Genomic DNA, 18,745 nt, shown 5'->3' with positions numbered 1-18,745 from the left:
TTGATCAATGCAGGGTAAGTGTTCCAGGCCAGTTCGACGTCCGAGCAGTGAAAAAGTTGGGAAACCTCCACAGCCCAGGGCGCCGACTCATCAGTCACTCGCTGAACAAGGTACCCACCGAAACTTAACTCAAACTGAATCAACCGCTCTAGATCGCGGGTTTCAGTGATATCAAAACGCGATTATTCCTACAGATGTTTCGCATTTCTCCTCTTGAGTCTACAACAATGCCATTTGCCGGCCAGGTGGACAAAACGCCGTGCAATCCAGATCGAAGCCTTCACGGCGATTGAGCCCCAGACGTTTGATCGCCTTGCTGAAACGCTGCGCCAGCAAATCGGCAAACGGCCCTTCGCCGCGCATGCGCACGCCGAAGCGGCTGTCGTACACCGCGCCACCGCGCACCTGACGCACCAGGCTCATCACGTGCGCCGCGCGCTGCGGGTAATGCGCCGCCAGCCACTCTTCGAACAGCGGCGCCACCTCGAGCGGCAAGCGCAGCATCATGTATGCGGCACTTTGCGCACCGGCGGCATGGGCCTCGGTGAGCAGGCTTTCCAACTCGCTGTCGTTGATCATCGGAATCATCGGCGAACACAGCACACCGACCGGAATACCCGCCGCGCGCATCACCCGTATCGCCCGTAACCGCGCCTTGGGCGCCGCGGTGCGCGGCTCCAGTATGCGCTTGAGTTCATCGTCCAGGCTGGTAAGGCTGATCATCACGGCCACGAGTCGTTGGCTGGCCAGCTCGGCGAGCAGGTCCAGATCGCGCAGGATCAGGGAGCCTTTGGTGATGATGGTCACCGGGTGCCGATAGCGCAGCAGCACCTCAAGGGTTTGCCGGGTAATCTTGTATTCGCGCTCGATCGGCTGGTAAGGGTCGGTGTTGGAGCCCAGGTTGATCGGCGCGCACACATACCCCGGCTTCGACAGCTGCTGCTCCAGCACGTCGGCGGCGTTGCTCTTGGCAATCAGTTTGGTTTCGAAATCCAACCCCGGCGACATGTCCCAATACGCGTGGCTGGGCCGCGCATAGCAGTAGATGCAGCCGTGCTCGCAGCCACGATAAGGGTTGATCGAGCGATCGAACGGCAAGTCCGGCGAGTTATTGCGGGTGATGATGGTCTTGGCCGTTTCGATACGCACTTCGGTGCCCTGGGTGGGCGGCACTTCCTGAAACCAGCCGTCGTCCTCGGCCACGCTGACGGTGGGCGCGAAACGGTTGTGCAGGTTGGTGGCCGTGCCCCGGCCACGGGGTGGCAGTGCAGTCGTCATGAAAAACGCCTCGATACTGTTTTTATATACAGTATCGAGGCGTAAGGGTTCTGACCAGTGCCGTCTGGCGGTCAGTGCTTTTGCGTGACCTGCCCCAAATCGTCCCCCGAGGTGGTGCGCATATCGTTCTTGCGCAGGTCGGTCACGTCACTGGCGCTCACTGGCGTGCCTTGATTGCCCCAACTGCCACGGATGAAACTGACTACATCCGCCACTTCCTGGTCCGACAGGCGCCAGGCAAATGCCGGCATGGTGAAGGTCGACGGCGCGGCGTGGGTGGCTGGCAAGGTGCCGCCGTTCAACACGATGTTGATCAGCGACGTGGCATCTGCCGTCTGCAGCACCGGGTTGCCCGCCAGCGCCGGGAACACCCGCGTGTAGCCATGCCCGTCGGTACGGTGGCAGGCCGCGCAGTTGTCGATGTACACCGAGGCGCCCGGCTGGCTGTCATCACCCTTCCAGAGCGCCTGGGCCACTTGCTTGTCGTACTGGTGCGGCGGGTTCTTGGGATCCACCGCCGGCAGGCTCTTGAGGTAACGGGCGATAGCAGTCAGGTCGTCTTCCGACATGTATTGCATGCTGTGGACCACAACATCGCTCATGCCGCCAAACACCGCACTACGATCACTGCGCCCGGTCTTGAGAAATTGCACCAATTGCTCTTCGCTCCAACTGCCGAGGCCGTCCTTGTGGTCGCCGCGCAGGCTTTTCGCAATCCAGCCTTCCAGCGGCGCGCTGCCGGACAGGAACGCGTTGCCGTCAGCGGCGCTCAGGGCCTTTTCCTGCATGGTCAGGGCGCGCGGCGTGTGGCACGCACCGCAATGGCCGAGGCCTTCAACCAGGTAAGCGCCACGGCTGACCACAGGGTCGGCGGCGGCCTGTACCTGTTGCTCCTCGACAGACGGCGCGAACATCCAGCGCCACGCTGCCAGGGGCCAGCGCATGCTCAACGGCCAGGGAATATCGCTGTCCTTGTTCTGCTGGGCGACCGGCTCAACGCCTTTCATGAAGTAGGCATACAAGGCCTGCATGTCGCTGTCGCTGACACGCGCGTAAGACGGGTAGGGCATCGCTGGGTAAAGCGTACTACCGTTCTTGGCGACGCCATGGCGCACGGCCTTGTCGAAGTCTTCGAAGCTGTAGTCGCCCAGGCCGGTCTTGTCCGGGGTGATGTTGGTGGAATAAATCACACCGATGGGGGTTTCCATCGGCAGGCCGCCGGCGAATGGCTTGCCGCCCTTGGCGGTGTGGCAGGCCACACAGTCACCGGCGCGGGCCAGGTATTCCCCTTGCTTGATCAGCTCGGCTTGCGCCGCGCTGACCGAGCAACTGCTGAACAGCGCCAAGGAGGCGATAACGAGTGCTTTCATGGTCATCGCTCCTTATGCCTGGACCAGCGGGCCGGGGTTTTTCAAGTACTGTTCGCGGATCGCCCGAGCCGACCAGTAGGTCAGCGCTGCTACCAGGCCGGTAGGGTTATAGCCCAGACCTTGTGGGAATGCCGACGCCCCCGGGACAAACACGTTGTGTACATCCCAGCTCTGCAAGTAGCGGTTCAACGCGCTGGTTTTCGGGTCGGTGCCCATGATCGCGCCGCCGTTGAGGTGCGTGGTCTGGTACGCCGCCGTATTGAAATGCTCGCCGACTTTCTTGCCCAACACGGCGATCGCCTTGGGATTCATGGCTTGGGCGACCTTGCTCATTTTGTCCATCATGAAGCGGTTCATCTTGATGTCGTTTTCCTGCCAGTCGAAGGTCATACGCAACAGCGGCAGGCCGTAGGCATCGCGGTAAACCGGGTCCAGATCCAGATAATTGCTCCGGTAGGACTGATGGGCGCCGTGGGAGTCCATCGATACCTGATGGGTGTAGTAATCGGCGGTGGCGCGTTTCCACGCGCTGCCCCAGGCCGGGGTGCCTGGTGGATTGGAGGTGCCAGCAATCGGCCGACTGCCCGCCTGGTTGACCCACATCGGCGAGCCGCCCACGAAGCCGTGGGGGCCGTGGTCAAAGTTGTCGGCGTTGAAGTCGTCGATGGCCACGCCATTGCCGCCCGCGCCGATAAAGTTGTTGGTGTGGGTGTCCTTGTCGAAGAATGCCTTGATGGTGCCCATGTTCTGGTAGGCAAAGTTGCGGCCCACCACGCCTTCATTGGTAATCGGGTCGTACGGCTTGCCGATGCCCGACAGCAGCATCAGGCGCACGTTATGGAACTGGAACGCACCGAGGATCACCAAGTCTGCTGGTTGCTCGCACTCGCGGCCCTGACCATCGACATAGGTCACGCCGGTGGCTTTCTTCCCGGTGCTGTCGAGGTTGACCTTGAGCACGTGGGAATTGGGCCGCAGCTCGAAATTCGACACTTGGCGCAACGCCGGCAGGATGTTCACGTTCGGCGACGCCTTGGAGTACATGTAGCACACGTAGCCACTGCAAAAGCCGCAGAAGTTGCACGGCCCCATCTGCGCGCCGTAAGGGTTGGTGTAGGGCCCGGAGGTGTTGGCCGACGGCAGGTTGTAGGGTTTGTAACCCACATCGGCAGCCGCTTTCTGAAACAGCTGCGCGGAGACCGTGTTTTTCTGCGACTCCAGCGGGAACGGGTTCGAGCGGTCCGGTGCATAGGGGTTGCCGCCGCGGCCTTCACCCACCAACTGCCCCTTGACGGTCCAGGCCTGGCCCGAGGTGCCAAAGACTTTTTCCGCATAGTCGAAAAACGGTTCCAGCTCTTCGTAGCTGACGCCGAAGTCCTGGATGGTCATGTCCTTGGGAATGAAGTTTTTCCCATAGCGTTCTTCGTAGTGGCTGCGCATGCGCAGCTCGATGGGATCGACGCGAAAATGCACGCCCGACCAGTGCAGGCCTGCACCGCCGACGCCATTACCCGGCAAAAAAGCGCCAAGCTGACGGTTGGGCAGGGCGACGTCATTCACGCTATGGCGAATGGTCACCGTCTCCTTGGAAATGTCCTGGAAGAGTTTTTTACGCACGCTGTAGGTCAATTCGTCGATGACCTGGGGATAGTTGCCGTCCGGGTAGGTGTCCTGCATCGGGCCGCGCTCCAGCGCTACCACGTTGAGGCCCGCTTCGGTCAGCTCCTTGGCCATGATCGCGCCGGTCCAGCCGAAGCCTACGATCACCGCGTCCACTTTCTTCATGATGGTCGCCACGGGTTAAGCCCTCTCGCCGCGAATGGAAACAGCCGGGAAGGGGTACTGCTCGTTGCGCTCGACCCAGTCCATGAAATCGGCGCGGGCGCCGGGGAAACCGATCATGGTCCAGCCGACCATGCCTTTATTGCCGCCGTGGATGGGGTCGCAGAAAAAGCCTTCCTTGGTGTTCTGCAGCAGCAGGTTGAAAAACATCTTTGGCGGCACCGCCTCGAAATGAGCGCTCAGCTCAGTGGCACCCGCCTCCAGGCGGTGCAGCATGTCATCTCGGGTAGCGCTGTCTTGCGCAGCAAAAGCCTTACCGTTGAACGCCTTCGACCAGGCATCCGTCGCCGCGATACCCAGGCGATAGATTTCCTTGGGCACCAGCTTGCTCTGCCAGCCCATCTCCGGCGCGGCATCGGCGTTGAAGGGGCCTTGCATGAACCACAGCGCGCCACTGGCGTACGGCGTATTCATCTGACGGTCGATATATTCCGCAGCGCCGGCTTCCAGGGCACCCGGGCCTTGGGCATCGGCAGGGATCAAGCGCTCGACGGCGGCGTTGATGAACGCCCATTCTTCGGCGGTAAAGTAGGTCGGTTCATACGCCTTGTCACTGGCCGCAGGCTTGGCTGGCGCTGCCTCGGCAGGTGCGGGCGTGGCCATCAGCATCGAACCGCCAAGGCCAGTGCTGGCAACCGTGACCACCGGGATCAAGGTCAAGGATTTGCGCAAAAACTCACGCCGGGGGTTGTCTTGATCTTGATCAGACATGGGTGCACCTCATCATGTGGTCACGGATTGATCAGCCGCTTCTGGGAGCAGCGTGAAGATTTGCCGAGGAATGGATCCAAAGATAGATCACTCTCGCAAACAATGATTACAAATGATAGCAGGCTAAGCATCGAGGAAAGGGCTTCGGTGACAAAAACACTGGGGCAGGCCGGATGATTCACGATTCTTTGACGAGCCCCTCACACCTCATTCACCCCGTACAAACGACTCTGTGCGCCATCAACATTGCCCTGGTCGGTTACGTCCCCCATGTTCAAGATTCGATTGCTGCCGGTTCTCGGCCTGGCACTGATAGCCCTGTTCACCACCGTTGATGCCCACGCACAGGGCGAATCCTCCATTCGTTCGCCTGAGTGGGCCCAGCCGGTGGGCGACCACTACAACCTGCACCAAATGACGCCCACGCTCTACCGCAGCGCTTTGCTTGACGGTGACGCCGTGCCGGTGCTGGAGAAACTGAAGATTGGAACGGTGATCAATTTTTTGCCGGAGCCTGATTCGGCGTGGCTGAAGTCATCGGGTATCAAAGAGGTGCAGATCACCTATCGCACCAACCATGTCGACGATTCCGACGTGCTGGCGGCACTGCGTGCCATTCAGGAAGCTCAAGCCAACGGCCCGGTATTGATGCACTGCAAGCACGGCTCTGACCGCACCGGGCTGATGGCCGCGATGTATCGGGTCGTGATTCAAGGATGGAGCAAGGAAGACGCGCTGAACGAAATGACCCTGGGTGGCTTCGGCAGCAGTAATGGCTTTAAAGATGGCGTTCGCTACATGATGCGCGCCGATGTCGACAAGTTACGTACCGCTCTGGCGAACGGCGACTGCAGCACCAGTGCGTTTGCGCTGTGCTCGATGAAAAGCTGGATCGGCACAACGGTCAAGGACGACAAGTAATGTAACGGCGGGAGCGAGCCTGCTCGCTCCCGCTGCCACTCAGTCTTTCTTGAGTTTGGGATTGGGGAAGAACTGTACCGCCTGCACCTTCGGGTCCGCCGGCGCTTTCAATGCCGACGTGTTGACCCGCGTGCCCAACTCCTTGGGCACTGACAGCCCCTGGTCATTCAGCGTATCGGTGTATCCACAGGCCACACACTCGCGGTGTGGCACGCTGTCTTCGGTCCACATCTTGAGCTTGTCCGGCTCGCTGCACGCCGGGCAGACCGCCCCGGCGATAAATTGCTTTTTGGTGATCACAGGCCCTTCACTCATGCTGCCGCGTCCTCACTCAGGCCGCTGTGGCGCAAGAGTGCGTCAATCGACGGCGCACGTCCGCGGAAGTCGACGAACAACACCATCGGCTCCTGCGAACCGCCCCGTGCAAGGATCGCTTCACGGAAAGCGCGACCGGTCTGGGCATTGAGCACGCCGTCTTCTTCGAACTTGGAGAAGGCGTCCGCCGACAGCACTTCGGCCCACTTGTAGCTGTAATAACCTGCGGCATAACCGCCGGCAAAAATGTGCGCGAAGCTGTTGGGGAAGCGGTTGTAGGCCGGTGGGCGCATCACCGAGACTTCATCGCGCACGCCTTCGAGCACCTGCGCCACACTGCGACCATCGCCGTGGGTGGCGTGCAATTCGAAGTCGAACAGCGAAAATTCCAGCTGGCGCACCATCATCAGGCCGGACTGGAAATTTTTCGCCGCGAGCATTTTTTCCAGCAGATCCTGAGGCAACGGCTCACCGGTTTCGTAGTGGCCCGAAATCAGCGCCAGGCCTTCAGGCTCCCAGCACCAGTTCTCCATGAACTGGCTCGGCAACTCCACGGCATCCCAGGCCACGCCGTTGATACCCGACACGCCGGCATGTTCGACGCGGGTCAGCAGGTGGTGCAGGCCATGGCCGAACTCGTGGAACAGGGTGGTCACTTCATCGTGGGTCAGCAGGGCGGGCTTGCCACTGTCGGCCGGGGTGAAGTTGCACACCAGGTTGGCCACCGGGCTTTGCAGCACACCCTCCAGGGTGCGGCGGCGGTCGCGGGCACCGTCCATCCAGGCACCGCCACGCTTGTTGGCGCGGGCATACAGGTCGAAGAAGAAGCGGCCGACATGCTGACCGTTTTCCTTGATCTCGAACAGGCGCACGTCCGGGTGCCAGGCGTCGAAACCTTTCTGCTCGGCGATCTCGATGCCATACAGGCGCTGCACAATGGCAAACAGGCCGCCCAGCACTTTGTCGATAGGGAAGTAAGCGCGCAGGGCTTCCTGGGCCACGCTGTAGCGTTGCTCGCGCAATTTTTCGCCGTAGAAGCCGCTGTCCCAGCTTTGCAGGTCGGCGCAACCTTGTTCGGCGGCGTAGGCCTTGAGCTGCTGCAGGTCCTGGGTCGCGAACGGTTTGCTGCGCTGGGCCAGGTCGCGCAGGAAGCTCAGCACCTGGTCGCTGGACTCGGCCATTTTGGTGGCAAGGCTCAGTTCCGCGAACGAGGCGTAGCCCAGCAGCTGGGCCAGTTCCTGGCGCAGGTCGAGGATCTGCTCCATCACCGGGCCGTTATCGTTCTGACCGGCATTCGGGCCTTGGTCCGACGCGCGGGTGCAGTAGGCCGCGTAGACTTCTTCACGCAGGGCGCGGTCCTGGGCGTAGGTCATCACCGCGTAATAGCTCGGAAATTCCAGGGTGATCAGCCAGCCATCGAGACCTTTGGCCTGGGCGGCGGCGGCCATTTGTGCCTTGGCCGAATCGGTCAGGCCGGCGAGGGTGGCTTCGTCGGTGACGTGCCTGGTCCAGGCCTGGGTGGCATCCAGCAACTGGTTGGAGAATTTGCTGCCCAGCTCCGACAGCTTGCTTTGCACTTCGGCGTAACGCTTTTGCTGCTCCGGCGGCAAATCGATACCCGACAAGCGGAAGTCGCGCAGGGCGTGTTCCAGCACGGTTTTTTGCGCCACATCGAAACCGGCGGCCTCGGGGCTGCTGGCCAAGGCTTCGAAGGCCTGGAACAGTTCACGGTTCTGCCCCATCTCGGTGGAGTAGGCGCTCAATGCCGGCAGGCAGGCCTCATAGGCTTCGCGCAGTTCGGCGCTGTTACACACGGCGTTGAGGTGGCTGACAGGGCTCCACGCCGCGCCCAGGCGATCGTTAAGCTCGTCCATGGCCAGGACCAGGCCCGCCCATGTCGGATTTTTTCCCTGGCTTTGCAGGATTTCTGCGATAGCTGCCCGGTTATCGGCAAGGATCTGTTCGATGGCCGGCTGGACATGCTCGGCACGGATCGCCGAGAACGGCGGCAGGTCGTAGGGCTGCAGAAGAGGGTTGTTCGCGCTCACGGTTGGCACCTTGGCTGAAAAAACAGATAAGACAAAGATGGGGGCATCTTAATTACAATCAACACCCACCGCAGCTATCAGTACAACAGAGAGAGGCTATCGTGACCCTTCGCACCTATCAGAACCACACGCCAACCCTGGGCACCGGGGCTTTTGTCGATGTTTCGGCGGTGGTGATCGGCGATGTCGAAATCGGCGCCGACAGCTCAGTCTGGCCCTTGACGGTGATTCGCGGCGACATGCACCGCATCCGTATCGGCGCGCGCACCAGTGTGCAGGATGGCTGCGTGCTGCACATCACCCACGCCGGCCCGTTCAACCCGGACGGTTTCCCGCTGTTGATCGGTGACGACGTGACCATCGCCCACAAAGTCATGCTGCATGGCTGCACCGTGGGGAGCCGCATCCTGATCGGCATGGGCAGCATCGTGATGGACGGCGCCGTGGTGGAAGATGACGTGATCATCGGGGCCGGCAGCCTGGTGCCGCCGGGCAGGAAACTCGACAGCGGCTTTTTGTACGTCGGCAGCCCGGTTAAACAGGTGCGCCCTTTGACTGACAAGGAGCGCGCCTTTTTCACCTACAGCGCAGCGAACTACGTGAAGCTCAAAGACCTGCACCTGGCTGAAGGATTCGACCGATGACCCTGCACCACCCAACCGTGCTGTTCGACCTCGATGGCACCCTTACCGACCCACGCGAGGGCATCACCCGCTCGATCCAGTATGCCCTGGGCAAGCTGGGCATCGACGAGCCGGACCTGTCCCGCCTCGAACACTTCATCGGCCCGCCGTTGCTGCAAGCGTTCATGCAGTTCTACGGCTTCGACGAGGCCAAGGCGTGGCAAGCGGTGAATCTTTATCGTGAGCGTTTCAGGGTCACCGGGCTTTATGAAAACCATGTGTTCGATGGCGTGATGCCCTTGCTCGAAGAACTCAACAGCCAAGGCCGCCAGTTGTATGTGGCCACATCCAAACCGTGGGAATTTGCCCGTGAGATCGCGCGGCATTTTGACTTTGCCAAGCACTTCAAGGTGATTTACGGCAGCGAGCTGGATGGCACGCGCACCAACAAGGTCGAGCTGATCGCCCACCTGGTGCGTGAAGAAGGGCTAAACCCGACCACCACCTTGATGATCGGTGACCGCAAGCATGACCTGATCGGCGCGCGCAGCAATGGGCTCGACTCGGCGGCGGTGGGGTATGGGTTTGGCAGCTTTGCAGAGCTGAATGCCGAAGCGCCGACCTGGCATTTTGAAACATTGGCCGAGTTGCACCAGGCGTTTATGGGCCACCGTTAGCACCCACGCGGGTTTTCAAGGCTTCCGTCTGCGCACTGGAGCATGTGCGGCCGGTGAGCTTGCAGGGTGAGCGGATATTCCACTGGCTAACAGGTTTTTTCTGCGCGGATAGTCGGCTTTATTGAGGTGCAAGGCGGCCAACAAAGAAAAATAATGAGCGTTGGCTTCTGCACTAGTGGCAAGTGAAATCCTCTGACTGCGCAGTCGATTCAAATAGGATGATAACGTGTCCTCGGTGGCCGAACTGCCGCCTTCATCGTGGGTCGCGAGTGCGCTGTGAGTGACTTCATGAATGAAGGTGTGAGCAATTTCCTCTGCAGAAGACCGTTCTAGAAAGTCCCGCTGAAAATACATCAGACGTTTTACGCCTGGCATCGTCAGCCTGCCGGACGCCAATGTGCCTCTGGCTGAAATAGCCTCTACCGTCGTCCTGCCTTCATGGTGCTCCATGACGCTTATTCTGTGTAAGTTGTCATGGTAATAACTCACCGCAGACATCGTTTCCTGCAGATTGCTCGAGCCCTGCGCCGCCCCGAAGAACAATGCATCCAGCTGATTCAATTCAGTTGCGTTAGCAGGATCATTGATCGCCGCATACGCTGCATTCAACAGGACAGAAGCTGCCTGCGCACCCGCCACGAGCTTTTTATAACTAGGTGACCCTACCCACAATGAATGACGGATTTCATCCGAAACGTTGCGTACTGCGGCAAAACCTACGCCTCCCGCAACGAACGCGCCGAACGCCACTGAGGGCCCCACAATGCCCGTCAGCTTGGCCCCTAGCGCAGCAACCCCGCCCAGTACCACGCCCTGTGCAGCGCCCAGGGACACGTGATGCCCAAAGCTTGGCAGCCTGCCTTGACCTGCCGAACTCCAGTCGGTGGGCAAGGATGTAATCATCCCTTGACGATCAACCCTGTTCATCGGGTTGTTATGCACCATCCTGTATCGATTCAGTCCGTCAAGTGTCCCTGCCAGGTCCGGGCTGATCCAACGCTGCAACCAGGGCGCGTAGTAACGCAACCCGTAGTAATACAGCCCAGTAGCATCGCGCTCCTTGCCACTGTAGCGGCAAGTTTTATAGCGTGCCTCGATAGCGCCTCTCGCCGCCCACCACGCAGTGCTGCCAAATGGGTAATAACTTTCCTGACTGATCAGCAGGGCCTTTTCATCCAGCTCCAGGGTGCTGCTGCCCAAATGATCCGACAAGTTGCAACGAATGGAATTGTTCGCAAGCTCGGGAGGGCGACCTTTTTCCCATTGAAGTATCCGCACGCTGTAGCGACCGACTTCAATATTCAAGACATTCAGCCATTCGCCGTTGGCACCGTCGCGCCGCACTTCCAGCCCCGGCAGATAGCACACCTGCGCACGATGAGTGAGTGAGCCCGCCCGGACCAGACTATTTTTTATCACGCGCCGGCCGAACGCATCATAGCCGTACAGCTCTTCATCGTTGGCCGCGTCCTCACGGGTCACCAAGGCGACACTGATCAGTCGGTTGGACACATCCCAGCTCATGGTCTGCCCACGCTCGAGTTGCTGCTGGTTGCCATTGAGGTCGAAGCCCTTGCCCAATGCGGGCGACTCGATCAATGGGCCTGTAGTCGGCAGACTTTGGTTTCCGAGCGTCGCTACCCTCATTGTTCGCGTATAGCCACTGCCGTTGCTAGGCACATGCTGCAGCTTTTGCAGATTGCCATCGGCGTCATAGGTATAGGTTCGGGTGTAGTTGCGCCATTGGCTATCATTTGCGGCGCCGAAAGTCGCCCGCCTTGGCAGCCCCGATCCAGCGCTATTGTGCGCATTCTCTCGCCCACTGGCCTGGACCAGCTGATACAAAGTGTCATATTGATAATGGCTGACAGCCATGACCTGGGCGTTGCTTGACCATTGGATGGGTTGGGCTGCGTCGACGATTTTGATCACATTGCCGACGTGGTCATAGGTGTATGCCAAATCCTGCAACCGCTCTTTCTTTGCCCTGCTGCGATAGGTCAATAATCGCTCCACACGCTGGCTGCGTGGGTCGTAGGTCCACTCGCTCACTACGCCGTTTCCAGCACGTTGCGTTAGCATTTGACCATGGGCGTTGTAGTCGGCCCCATCCGCGATGACCTGACGAGTACCGCCCGCCAGGGTGATGCCAACTTCCAGTAGCTCACCGGTGCGTCCATAACGACTGTCTTTTACATTGTTTTTTGCATCTACCTGCTCAAGCGCTTCCCCCAATGCACTGAAGCGCCATGACGTCACGAAGGCTTCATCCTGCAATAAAGCTTCTCGCTGTCTGGGTTGTGAGGGCCAGTTGACCGTCGCAATCTCCCGAAGAAAACGCTGTGCCTGCCTTGATACATGCCCCTGCAGGCCATACTCCTCAAAGCGCGTTCTGACGCACTCGCCGTCATGCAACACCAGCCGGCCGCAGCGATTATTCACAGCCTCAGCCGTTGAATTACCTGCATATTCCAACCTTTCTACACATCGCTCAGATGAATCATCGGCCGCTTGTTCAAACACCGCCACGGGCCGCAGCGAAGCGTCATAGTTGCACTTACGGTGAGCGCCGCGACCATCCCACCTGTGCACCCATTGACCCGCGCCCCCCAGTAACGTCAAGCGCCAGCCTGCATCCGTGCTAGCGCTGTAGATCGGCTGACCGCCAAGGCTGTAGACCGTCACGTGACAGGGTTTTTTCACCCTTTTGGCGTCACTTGCCATCCACTGACGTGAGCCGTACTGCTGTACCACGAAACCCGAGGCATTGAACGCTTGACGGGTAATACGCGCCTCGAGTTCGACTTGGGCAGTCGGCCGGTAATAAGCGACCGTGCGCACAGCCAACCCGCGTGGATCGATCGCCGTTAACGTTGGTGTGTTTTGATGCAAGGGTAGAGACATGAGGAAAACCTGACGCTGTAAAAGTCAGGAAACTCTAATGAGCGCGTCTCAGAGCGGTGGGATATGTAGATATTACTTGTATCTGCTCGCGTCAAACGTGCTCTGCACATCCATCCCCTGGTATTCGTTCATCAATTGCCTCAAACGAATCTTGCGCTCTTGCGAAGCCAAACCGCCCAATGCGCGCACCGCCTGATAAAACCTGACCCAATCCCCGCCTTCCTGCCGAAACAATGCTGCAAACGCCGGCACCCATTGGTCATACAGGCCGAAAGGCAACAGCCGTGCGTTGTTCATCGGCTGGTTGATCCACGCGTCATAGCGCTTGTCACCGCCCCATTGGCTATCGCGCATCTGTTGGTACTCAAGGCGCAGGCGTTCGAACTCCGCCGCCTTGGCCTGGCGCATGGCTTCGCGCGCCAAGGGCTGTGCGTAGAGGGTTTCCAGGCGTTTGCGGGTATCGAGGATCAGGCGAATGAACTGGTCACGCTGCTGCAACGCTGCATCGCTGACGGGCGCCAGGCCACGGGAAGCACGCCATTGCCGAGTACCTTCCTGCTCGACGAAGCTGGCGAATGACTCATTGAACTCGGTGTCGTCCTTCACATAGAAGCGCTGATGCGCCAGCTCATGGAAGATCAACGTGGCCAGGCGCTCATCGCCCCAGTGCAGCATCGAACTGATGATCGGGTCGTTGAACCAACCCAAGGTGGAATACGCCTCGACGCCGCCAATCGACACGTCCATGCCCTGTTGGCGCAGCAATGCCGCTTCGCCGCGTGCCGCGCCCTGGCTGTAATAGCCGCGGTAGGCGACGCAACCGGCGATGGGGAAACAGTGGTTTTCAGGCGATAGAGAAAATTCCTGCGTGGCGAAGACATTCCAGACCACATAGGGTCGGCCAATATCGGCGTAGAGCCGGTAACTTTGATTGTCGGGCAAGTGCAGGTGTTCGCTGGCGAAAGTGCGAGCTTTCTGGGATTGAACCAGATGCTCGCGCAACCCTTGAGGACGGGCTGGATCGGCGATGACCTCGGCCACCGATTCCCGCGCCCGCAGCAGTTGCCACTGGCCACTTGCCAACTGGCTGTAGTAACTGACGCTGGAGCAGCCGCTGAGCAGCACCGCGATCAACCCCGGAAGAAAACGCCTGATCATGCCGCGACTGCTCCTGGTTGATGTGTTCGCCAGACCGATACGCTTGAAGTGAATTTGAATGTTCCACACGATGGCGTGTTTATACTCAAACTATCTCCTCGCATTGAGTACCTGCCATGCGCCAGCTTCTGTATCCCATCGCCGCCCTGTTCCTCAGCGCTTGCGCATCGACGCCCATCCCGCCAGTCGACCCGCAGCAGGCCTGGGTAGACTTCACTACGCCGACACCAGGCTCCAAAATGGTCATGGCTCAGCGGCTGGACGGGAAAAACCTCGACGACGGGCGCTTTTTCCAAATGCCGCCCGGCCCCCACGAACTGATGGTGCGCTTCGATTTCGAAGTGCCAGCCGGCGGTGGTTTGGGAGGCCTCAGCCAGATGATGTATCGAACCTGCTTCATGACCTTGCAGTACGACCATTTCCAGGCTGGCCAACGCTACGTACTGGAAGGTCGCTCACTGGCCTTCACCCCCAACATCCGCCTGTATGACTCGGCGCGTCAGTTGCTGGCCGAAGAGCGCAGTGTGAACTGCATCTGATCAGTCGTTGTTTTTCTGGTAGAGGATGCGCTTGGTGCCGTTTTCGCACGAACCAACAATCATGGCGCTGTCGTGGTTCTTGGCTTCTTCGGCAGTGATGATTTCCAGGGTGTAGGACGGGATCGCCTTAGCCTGGATATTCACTTCGATTTCCTTCCTGAGCTCTTCACAATCTTTTGGCGCGGCCACGGCCGAAGTGGCCAATACACCGCAGATGATTGCCAAGGCAAAACGTTTCATGTGTGAAGCTCCCTGAATGCATGCGCACGAGTGTGCGCCTAGGCTGCATAGGCTATAGGACCACATCTATGAAATACGAGTTCTGATTTAACGCAAAACTAAATGTGGCAGGGGGCAAGCTCTGATGCCAGCCAGTTAAGCGTACACCACCGTCTGTAGGAGCGAGCTTGCTCGCGAAAAACGTCAACGATAACGCGTGCTTCCTGAATAAACGCGGTGCCTGTGAGTTCTTCGCGAGCAAGCTCGCTCCTACAAAAAGCCTTAACTGATTGGTATTAGGGCAAGACCCCTCCCACAGGGTGTGTCAGTTAACCAGTGTGGCATCCAGGGTGATGGTTGCGTTCAGCACTTTGGACACCGGGCACCCTTCCTTGGCCTTTTTGCTCAGTTCGTCGAACTGCGCCTGGCTGGCGCCCGGGATCTTGGCCTTAAGAACCAGATGCACCGCAGTGATCGCAAAACCACCCTCGACCTGGTCGAGGCTCACTTCGGCCTGGGTGTCGATGCTGTCAGCCTTCAGGCCCGCGTCGCCGAGAATCATGGAAAAGGCCATAGAGAAACAGCCGGCGTGGGCCGCGCCGATCAGCTCTTCAGGGTTGGTGCCCTTGCCGCCTTCGAAACGGGCCTTGAAGCCGTAAGGCGCTTCGCGCAGCACGCCAGTTTCCGTGGAAATCGAACCCAGGCCAGTCTTCAGATCGCCTTCCCAATGCGCGGATGCCTTTTTAACGATACTCATAGTTTTGTCCTCGAACGGTAGTTTTGCGTCAGTAAGGTTCTGAGGATAGACGCCATGGCAAAGTTCACCCTGTCGGAAAAACCTACCATTCAAGTAGGAAATTTCATAATGGCTATTGAATCTCGGGTATATGCCCTCATTGCATAGAACATGCACATGAAGCGGCAGGTTTTGGTTCGTCTAAGAAGCCTGCGCCCCCATTGGAGAAGCAGGCTATGAAATCGCTGTCCGACGTTAAGTACTCGACCCTCGACCTGGTGCCCGTTCGCGCCAACGGCAGTGCGGCGCAATCGCTGCGCAATTCCCTGGACCTTGCCCAGCACGTGGAAAAACTCGGCTACAACCGTTTCTGGGTGGCTGAACACCACAATATGGACGGTATCGCCAGCTCGGCCACTTCAGTATTGCTTGGCTACCTGGCAGGGGGCACTTCGACCATCCGTGTCGGCTCCGGCGGGGTGATGCTGCCCAACCATGCGCCGCTGGTAATCGCCGAGCAGTTCGGCACCCTGGAAAGCCTGTACCCCGGCCGTATCGACCTGGGCCTGGGCCGTGCGCCCGGTTCCGACCAGATGACCGCCCGCGCCCTGCGCCGTGAACGCTCCGGCAGTGCCGACGACTTCCCTGATGACGTGGCCGAACTGATGGCCTACCTCGGCCCACGCACGCCCGACCAACGGGTGATCGCGGTACCGGGCACCGGCACCAACGTGCCGGTATGGCTGTTGGGGTCAAGCCTGTTCAGTGCGCAACTGGCCGGTGAACGTGGCTTGCCTTACGCCTTCGCCTCCCATTTCGCACCGCGCCTGATGCATGAAGCGATTCGCGTGTACCGCAATCACTTCAAGCCTTCGGCCGTGCTGGACAAACCCTACGTCATGCTCGGCATTCCGCTGGTGGCCGCTGACACCGATGAACAGGCTGACTACCTGGCCACCTCGGTGTACCAGCGCATTCTCGCGCTGATGCGCGGGCAGAGCCTGGTGCAGCGGCCACCGGTGAAAACCATGGACGGCCTGTGGCTGCCCCACGAAAAAGACGCGGTCGGCAGTTTCCTCGGCTTGGCGATGGTGGGCAGCCCGGCGAAGATCCGCGCCAAACTGGAGGTGCTGATCGAGCAGACCGGCGCTGATGAACTGATCTTTACCTGCGACCTGTACGAGCATGCCGACCGGATTCATTCCTACGAACTGCTGGCGCAATTGATGAAGGGCTGAACCCCGGGCGAAAAAAAACCGACGCGCCTGTGGCGAGGGAGCTTGCTCCCGCTGGGCTGCGAAGCGGCCCCAAAAAAAGGGAGCGCTACGCACTCCAGCGGGAGCAAGCTCCCTCGCCACAAGTGCGTCGGTTTTAGGTCTGCAACACGGGCTTAACCGCGCTTGTAGACGATTTCCTTGGTGCCGCCTTCACAGCTGCCAATCACCTTGGCATCGGCTGCTGCACCTTTGTCGACAACATCCAGTGAATAGTGCTGAACGCCTTTAGCATCGAGCTTCGCAGCCAATTCGCTTTTCAGTTCTTCACAAGGCTTGCCCGCCGCCAGGGCCGTGCCGGCGATGCTCAACAAACCTACCGCTAACAGAAACTTCTTCATCCGATACTTTCCTTGCGCTGGTCGAAAAGAGCGTGCCGACGCTTATGGCGTCGGCACCCATTGTATGTAGCGCAGGTTATGGCAATCGGCCAGCGATCAAAGTTCCACGCGCCCGATCAACTACTGGCAATTCGGAATCCCACCTTCAGGGTGACCTGATAGTGCGCGACCTTGCCATTCTCGATATGCCCACGGGTTTCAGTCACTTCAAACCACTCCAGGTGCTTGAGGCTTTTGCTGGCTTCGGCCAAAGCATTCTGGATCGCATCTTCGATGGTGGTGGTGGATGAGCCCACCAATTCGACTTTCTTGTAAGTGTGATGTTCGCTCATGGTGTTTCTCCTGTAGGTCATCAATCAAGACTAGCAGTGAATATTCGTCCTGCTTGAGGCGACCGCTCGGCTACGAAAGTTCAGATTTAATGCACTTTCCGAGACCGCCGCAGTCGGTATCTACACATGCCACTCAATCACTTCAGGAGATGTCCACATGGCCAACACTTCTTTACGCAAAGCGTCGCTGGAAAGCATGGAAGCCGAGATTTCGAGCCTGCTCAAATCCCTTGAGAGCCTCAAGGATGATGCATCCGATGAGTCGCGCAAAACGCTGAAGGCCCTGAAAAGCAATGCCGAGAATGCCCTCAAACACTCTCGCCACCTGATCAGCGATGCCTATGAAGAAAGCAAAGTCAAAATTCGCGAAACCGGTGTTGCTACTCGTGACTATGCACAAGAGCACCCATGGACCACAGCCGGCGTCGCTGTAGGTGCCCTGGGCCTGCTGGCGGCTTACCTGCTGTGCAAACGCGGCGACTAAACCGGTTGGCGCGCCAGCTCAGCCTTGAGCCACTGCGCCAATTGCCCGGCGCGCCCGTCTGCGGCGCGCTTGGGTAGCCACAACGCCAGGTGCGCCGGGGTTTCACTGAAGCCCCACGGCGCCACCAGGCGACCCGCTCGCAGGTCCTCTGCCACCAGCGGCTCCGGCGCGATTGCCACACCCAGCCCTGCAACCGCCGCTTCCAGCAAATAATACAAATGCTCAAAACCCTGGCCGAGCTTCAGCGCGCCGGGATCGATTGCGTGTTGCTGCGCCCAGCTGGGCCAGGCCTGCGGACGTGACGTGGTATGCAGCAGCGCTTCGTCACACAAGGCTGCAGCGGGCGCGTGAAGCAGGCGCGCGTAACCTGCAAATCGCGGGCTCATCACCGGCCCAATACGCTCGCTTGCCAACTCATACACCTGCATATCGGCTGGCCACGGTGGCTCGGCAAATACCAGCAGGGCGTCCAATCCCGGGCGTCGCGGGTCCAGATCGCCTTCGCCCGCCGACAGGTGTAAACGCAAGTCCGGCAGGTCCGCATTCAAGCGTCCCAAGCGTGGAATAAACCAACGCGCCAGCAAACTGCCTGAACAACCGAGCACGAACGGTGCATCGGCGCTGTTTTGGCTGAGTTCGGCGCAAACATCCCGCAGACGTTCAAACGCCTCGGCACTGACATCGCGCAGCCTGGCCCCGGCATCTGTGAGTTTGAGGCCGCGCCCATCCTTGACGAACAGGCTGACGCCCAAGTGTTCTTCCAGCACTTTCAATTGGCGACTGACTGCGCCATGGGTGACGTGCAATTGCTCTGCCGCCTGGCTGACGCTGCTGAGGCGGGCGGTGGCTTCAAACGCGCGTAGGGCGTTGAGCGGCGGAAGGTCGCGACTCATCTGTGAGTTTTCCTGACATGTTGCGGCGATCTTATCGGTTTTCAGCCGGGAGCGGCAGGGGTAGAGTGGCCCTCATTGTT

At 59.5% G+C, this 18,745-nt stretch carries 19 protein-coding genes; 6 read left to right on the top strand and 13 right to left on the bottom strand.

The window, feature by feature from the left end; all coding sequences use genetic code 11:
- Window positions 1-219 precede the first annotated feature (219 nt).
- The 4 genes from C4J87_RS00275 to C4J87_RS00260 all read right to left on the bottom strand — a co-directional run bounded on the left by C4J87_RS00275 (window position 220) and on the right by C4J87_RS00260 (window position 5,201).
- Window positions 220-1,278, bottom strand: a complete 1,059-nt coding sequence (locus C4J87_RS00275) for a PA0069 family radical SAM protein (RefSeq protein ID WP_124365274.1) — start codon at window positions 1,276-1,278, stop codon at window positions 220-222.
- A gap of 71 nt (window positions 1,279-1,349) precedes the next feature.
- The gene (locus C4J87_RS00270; protein ID WP_124365273.1) at window positions 1,350-2,648 is read right to left on the bottom strand and encodes a cytochrome c; all 1,299 of its coding nucleotides are present in this window, start codon (window positions 2,646-2,648) and stop codon (window positions 1,350-1,352) included.
- Between the two features lie 12 nt (window positions 2,649-2,660).
- A complete protein-coding gene (locus tag C4J87_RS00265; protein ID WP_124365272.1) occupies window positions 2,661-4,445 on the bottom strand; it encodes a GMC family oxidoreductase in 1,785 nt (594 codons plus the stop codon).
- A 3-nt stretch (window positions 4,446-4,448) separates the two neighbouring features.
- The gene (locus C4J87_RS00260) at window positions 4,449-5,201 is read right to left on the bottom strand and encodes a gluconate 2-dehydrogenase subunit 3 family protein (RefSeq protein WP_124365271.1); all 753 of its coding nucleotides are present in this window, start codon (window positions 5,199-5,201) and stop codon (window positions 4,449-4,451) included.
- A 270-nt stretch (window positions 5,202-5,471) separates the two neighbouring features.
- Here C4J87_RS00260 and C4J87_RS00255 point away from each other — a divergent pair, with 270 nt between their 5' ends.
- The gene (locus C4J87_RS00255; protein ID WP_124365270.1) at window positions 5,472-6,122 is read left to right on the top strand and encodes a dual specificity protein phosphatase family protein; all 651 of its coding nucleotides are present in this window, start codon (window positions 5,472-5,474) and stop codon (window positions 6,120-6,122) included.
- A 39-nt stretch (window positions 6,123-6,161) separates the two neighbouring features.
- Here C4J87_RS00255 and C4J87_RS00250 read toward each other — a convergent pair whose 3' ends face one another.
- Together C4J87_RS00250 and prlC are read right to left on the bottom strand one after the other, a co-directional pair.
- Complete coding sequence (locus C4J87_RS00250) at window positions 6,162-6,437, bottom strand: YheV family putative zinc ribbon protein (protein WP_017528719.1); 276 nt, start codon at window positions 6,435-6,437, stop codon at window positions 6,162-6,164.
- Complete coding sequence (gene prlC, locus C4J87_RS00245; protein ID WP_124365269.1) at window positions 6,434-8,485, bottom strand: oligopeptidase A; 2,052 nt, start codon at window positions 8,483-8,485, stop codon at window positions 6,434-6,436. Before prlC ends, C4J87_RS00250 begins: the two co-directional genes overlap by 4 nt.
- A 101-nt stretch (window positions 8,486-8,586) precedes the next feature.
- Between prlC and C4J87_RS00240 the strand changes: the two genes are divergently transcribed.
- A complete protein-coding gene (locus C4J87_RS00240) occupies window positions 8,587-9,129 on the top strand; it encodes a gamma carbonic anhydrase family protein (RefSeq protein WP_124365268.1) in 543 nt (180 codons plus the stop codon).
- Complete coding sequence (locus tag C4J87_RS00235; protein WP_124365267.1) at window positions 9,126-9,785, top strand: HAD family hydrolase; 660 nt, start codon at window positions 9,126-9,128, stop codon at window positions 9,783-9,785. The genes C4J87_RS00240 and C4J87_RS00235 overlap by 4 nt, the downstream gene beginning before the upstream one ends.
- Window positions 9,786-9,800: 15 nt before the next feature.
- Here C4J87_RS00235 and C4J87_RS00230 read toward each other — a convergent pair whose 3' ends face one another.
- Both C4J87_RS00230 and C4J87_RS00225 read right to left on the bottom strand, forming a co-directional pair.
- Window positions 9,801-12,689: an RHS repeat domain-containing protein gene (locus C4J87_RS00230; RefSeq protein WP_124365266.1), complete on the bottom strand. Its 2,889-nt coding sequence runs from the start codon at window positions 12,687-12,689 to the stop codon at window positions 9,801-9,803.
- Between the two features lie 72 nt (window positions 12,690-12,761).
- Window positions 12,762-13,847, bottom strand: coding sequence for an aminopeptidase (locus C4J87_RS00225; RefSeq protein ID WP_124365265.1), 1,086 nt, complete (start codon window positions 13,845-13,847; stop codon window positions 12,762-12,764).
- A gap of 116 nt (window positions 13,848-13,963) precedes the next feature.
- Between C4J87_RS00225 and C4J87_RS00220 the strand changes: the two genes are divergently transcribed.
- Window positions 13,964-14,386, top strand: a complete 423-nt coding sequence (locus tag C4J87_RS00220; protein WP_124365264.1) for a hypothetical protein — start codon at window positions 13,964-13,966, stop codon at window positions 14,384-14,386.
- On the opposite strand, the gene C4J87_RS00215 is transcribed toward C4J87_RS00220, so the two are convergent.
- Both C4J87_RS00215 and C4J87_RS00210 read right to left on the bottom strand, forming a co-directional pair.
- Window positions 14,387-14,626, bottom strand: coding sequence for a DUF1161 domain-containing protein (locus C4J87_RS00215; RefSeq protein WP_124360609.1), 240 nt, complete (start codon window positions 14,624-14,626; stop codon window positions 14,387-14,389).
- A 304-nt stretch (window positions 14,627-14,930) separates the two neighbouring features.
- Window positions 14,931-15,362, bottom strand: a complete 432-nt coding sequence (locus C4J87_RS00210; RefSeq protein ID WP_124360608.1) for an OsmC family protein — start codon at window positions 15,360-15,362, stop codon at window positions 14,931-14,933.
- A 215-nt stretch (window positions 15,363-15,577) separates the two neighbouring features.
- Between C4J87_RS00210 and C4J87_RS00205 the strand changes: the two genes are divergently transcribed.
- Entirely contained in the window at window positions 15,578-16,579 is a 1,002-nt protein-coding gene (locus C4J87_RS00205) for an LLM class flavin-dependent oxidoreductase (protein ID WP_124365263.1), read from the top strand.
- A 152-nt stretch (window positions 16,580-16,731) separates the two neighbouring features.
- Here the strand turns inward: C4J87_RS00205 and C4J87_RS00200 are convergent, their stop codons facing one another.
- Both C4J87_RS00200 and C4J87_RS00195 read right to left on the bottom strand, forming a co-directional pair.
- Window positions 16,732-16,956, bottom strand: coding sequence for a DUF1161 domain-containing protein (locus tag C4J87_RS00200; protein ID WP_124365262.1), 225 nt, complete (start codon window positions 16,954-16,956; stop codon window positions 16,732-16,734).
- Between the two features lie 116 nt (window positions 16,957-17,072).
- Window positions 17,073-17,288, bottom strand: coding sequence for a dodecin (locus tag C4J87_RS00195; protein ID WP_057725727.1), 216 nt, complete (start codon window positions 17,286-17,288; stop codon window positions 17,073-17,075).
- A 157-nt stretch (window positions 17,289-17,445) separates the two neighbouring features.
- Between C4J87_RS00195 and C4J87_RS00190 the strand changes: the two genes are divergently transcribed.
- Window positions 17,446-17,772: a YqjD family protein gene (locus C4J87_RS00190; protein ID WP_003170746.1), complete on the top strand. Its 327-nt coding sequence runs from the start codon at window positions 17,446-17,448 to the stop codon at window positions 17,770-17,772.
- Here the strand turns inward: C4J87_RS00190 and C4J87_RS00185 are convergent.
- A complete protein-coding gene (locus C4J87_RS00185; RefSeq protein ID WP_124365261.1) occupies window positions 17,769-18,665 on the bottom strand; it encodes a LysR family transcriptional regulator in 897 nt (298 codons plus the stop codon). The genes C4J87_RS00190 and C4J87_RS00185 overlap by 4 nt on opposite strands.
- Window positions 18,666-18,745: the final 80 nt, after the last annotated feature.

Source organism: Pseudomonas sp. R1-43-08 (genome assembly GCF_003852255.1).
In the GTDB taxonomy this organism is placed as follows: domain Bacteria; phylum Pseudomonadota; class Gammaproteobacteria; order Pseudomonadales; family Pseudomonadaceae; genus Aquipseudomonas.
The sequence above is the reverse complement of the archived record's forward strand: the minus strand, read 5'-3'. Positions and strand labels throughout refer to the sequence as shown.

Coding starts and splice junctions, on each gene's coding strand:
- C4J87_RS00235 (WP_124365267.1), top strand. CDS start 9,126: ATGACCCTGCACCACCCAACCGTGCTGTTCGACCTCGATGGCACCCTT.
- C4J87_RS00270 (WP_124365273.1), bottom strand. CDS start 2,648: ATGAAAGCACTCGTTATCGCCTCCTTGGCGCTGTTCAGCAGTTGCTCG.
- C4J87_RS00230 (WP_124365266.1), bottom strand. CDS start 12,689: ATGTCTCTACCCTTGCATCAAAACACACCAACGTTAACGGCGATCGAT.
- C4J87_RS00225 (WP_124365265.1), bottom strand. CDS start 13,847: ATGATCAGGCGTTTTCTTCCGGGGTTGATCGCGGTGCTGCTCAGCGGC.
- C4J87_RS00260 (WP_124365271.1), bottom strand. CDS start 5,201: ATGTCTGATCAAGATCAAGACAACCCCCGGCGTGAGTTTTTGCGCAAA.
- C4J87_RS00215 (WP_124360609.1), bottom strand. CDS start 14,626: ATGAAACGTTTTGCCTTGGCAATCATCTGCGGTGTATTGGCCACTTCG.
- C4J87_RS00220 (WP_124365264.1), top strand. CDS start 13,964: ATGCGCCAGCTTCTGTATCCCATCGCCGCCCTGTTCCTCAGCGCTTGC.
- C4J87_RS00255 (WP_124365270.1), top strand. CDS start 5,472: ATGTTCAAGATTCGATTGCTGCCGGTTCTCGGCCTGGCACTGATAGCC.
- C4J87_RS00190 (WP_003170746.1), top strand. CDS start 17,446: ATGGCCAACACTTCTTTACGCAAAGCGTCGCTGGAAAGCATGGAAGCC.
- C4J87_RS00275 (WP_124365274.1), bottom strand. CDS start 1,278: ATGACGACTGCACTGCCACCCCGTGGCCGGGGCACGGCCACCAACCTG.
- C4J87_RS00205 (WP_124365263.1), top strand. CDS start 15,578: ATGAAATCGCTGTCCGACGTTAAGTACTCGACCCTCGACCTGGTGCCC.
- C4J87_RS00250 (WP_017528719.1), bottom strand. CDS start 6,437: ATGAGTGAAGGGCCTGTGATCACCAAAAAGCAATTTATCGCCGGGGCG.
- C4J87_RS00210 (WP_124360608.1), bottom strand. CDS start 15,362: ATGAGTATCGTTAAAAAGGCATCCGCGCATTGGGAAGGCGATCTGAAG.
- C4J87_RS00195 (WP_057725727.1), bottom strand. CDS start 17,288: ATGAGCGAACATCACACTTACAAGAAAGTCGAATTGGTGGGCTCATCC.
- C4J87_RS00185 (WP_124365261.1), bottom strand. CDS start 18,665: ATGAGTCGCGACCTTCCGCCGCTCAACGCCCTACGCGCGTTTGAAGCC.
- C4J87_RS00200 (WP_124365262.1), bottom strand. CDS start 16,956: ATGAAGAAGTTTCTGTTAGCGGTAGGTTTGTTGAGCATCGCCGGCACG.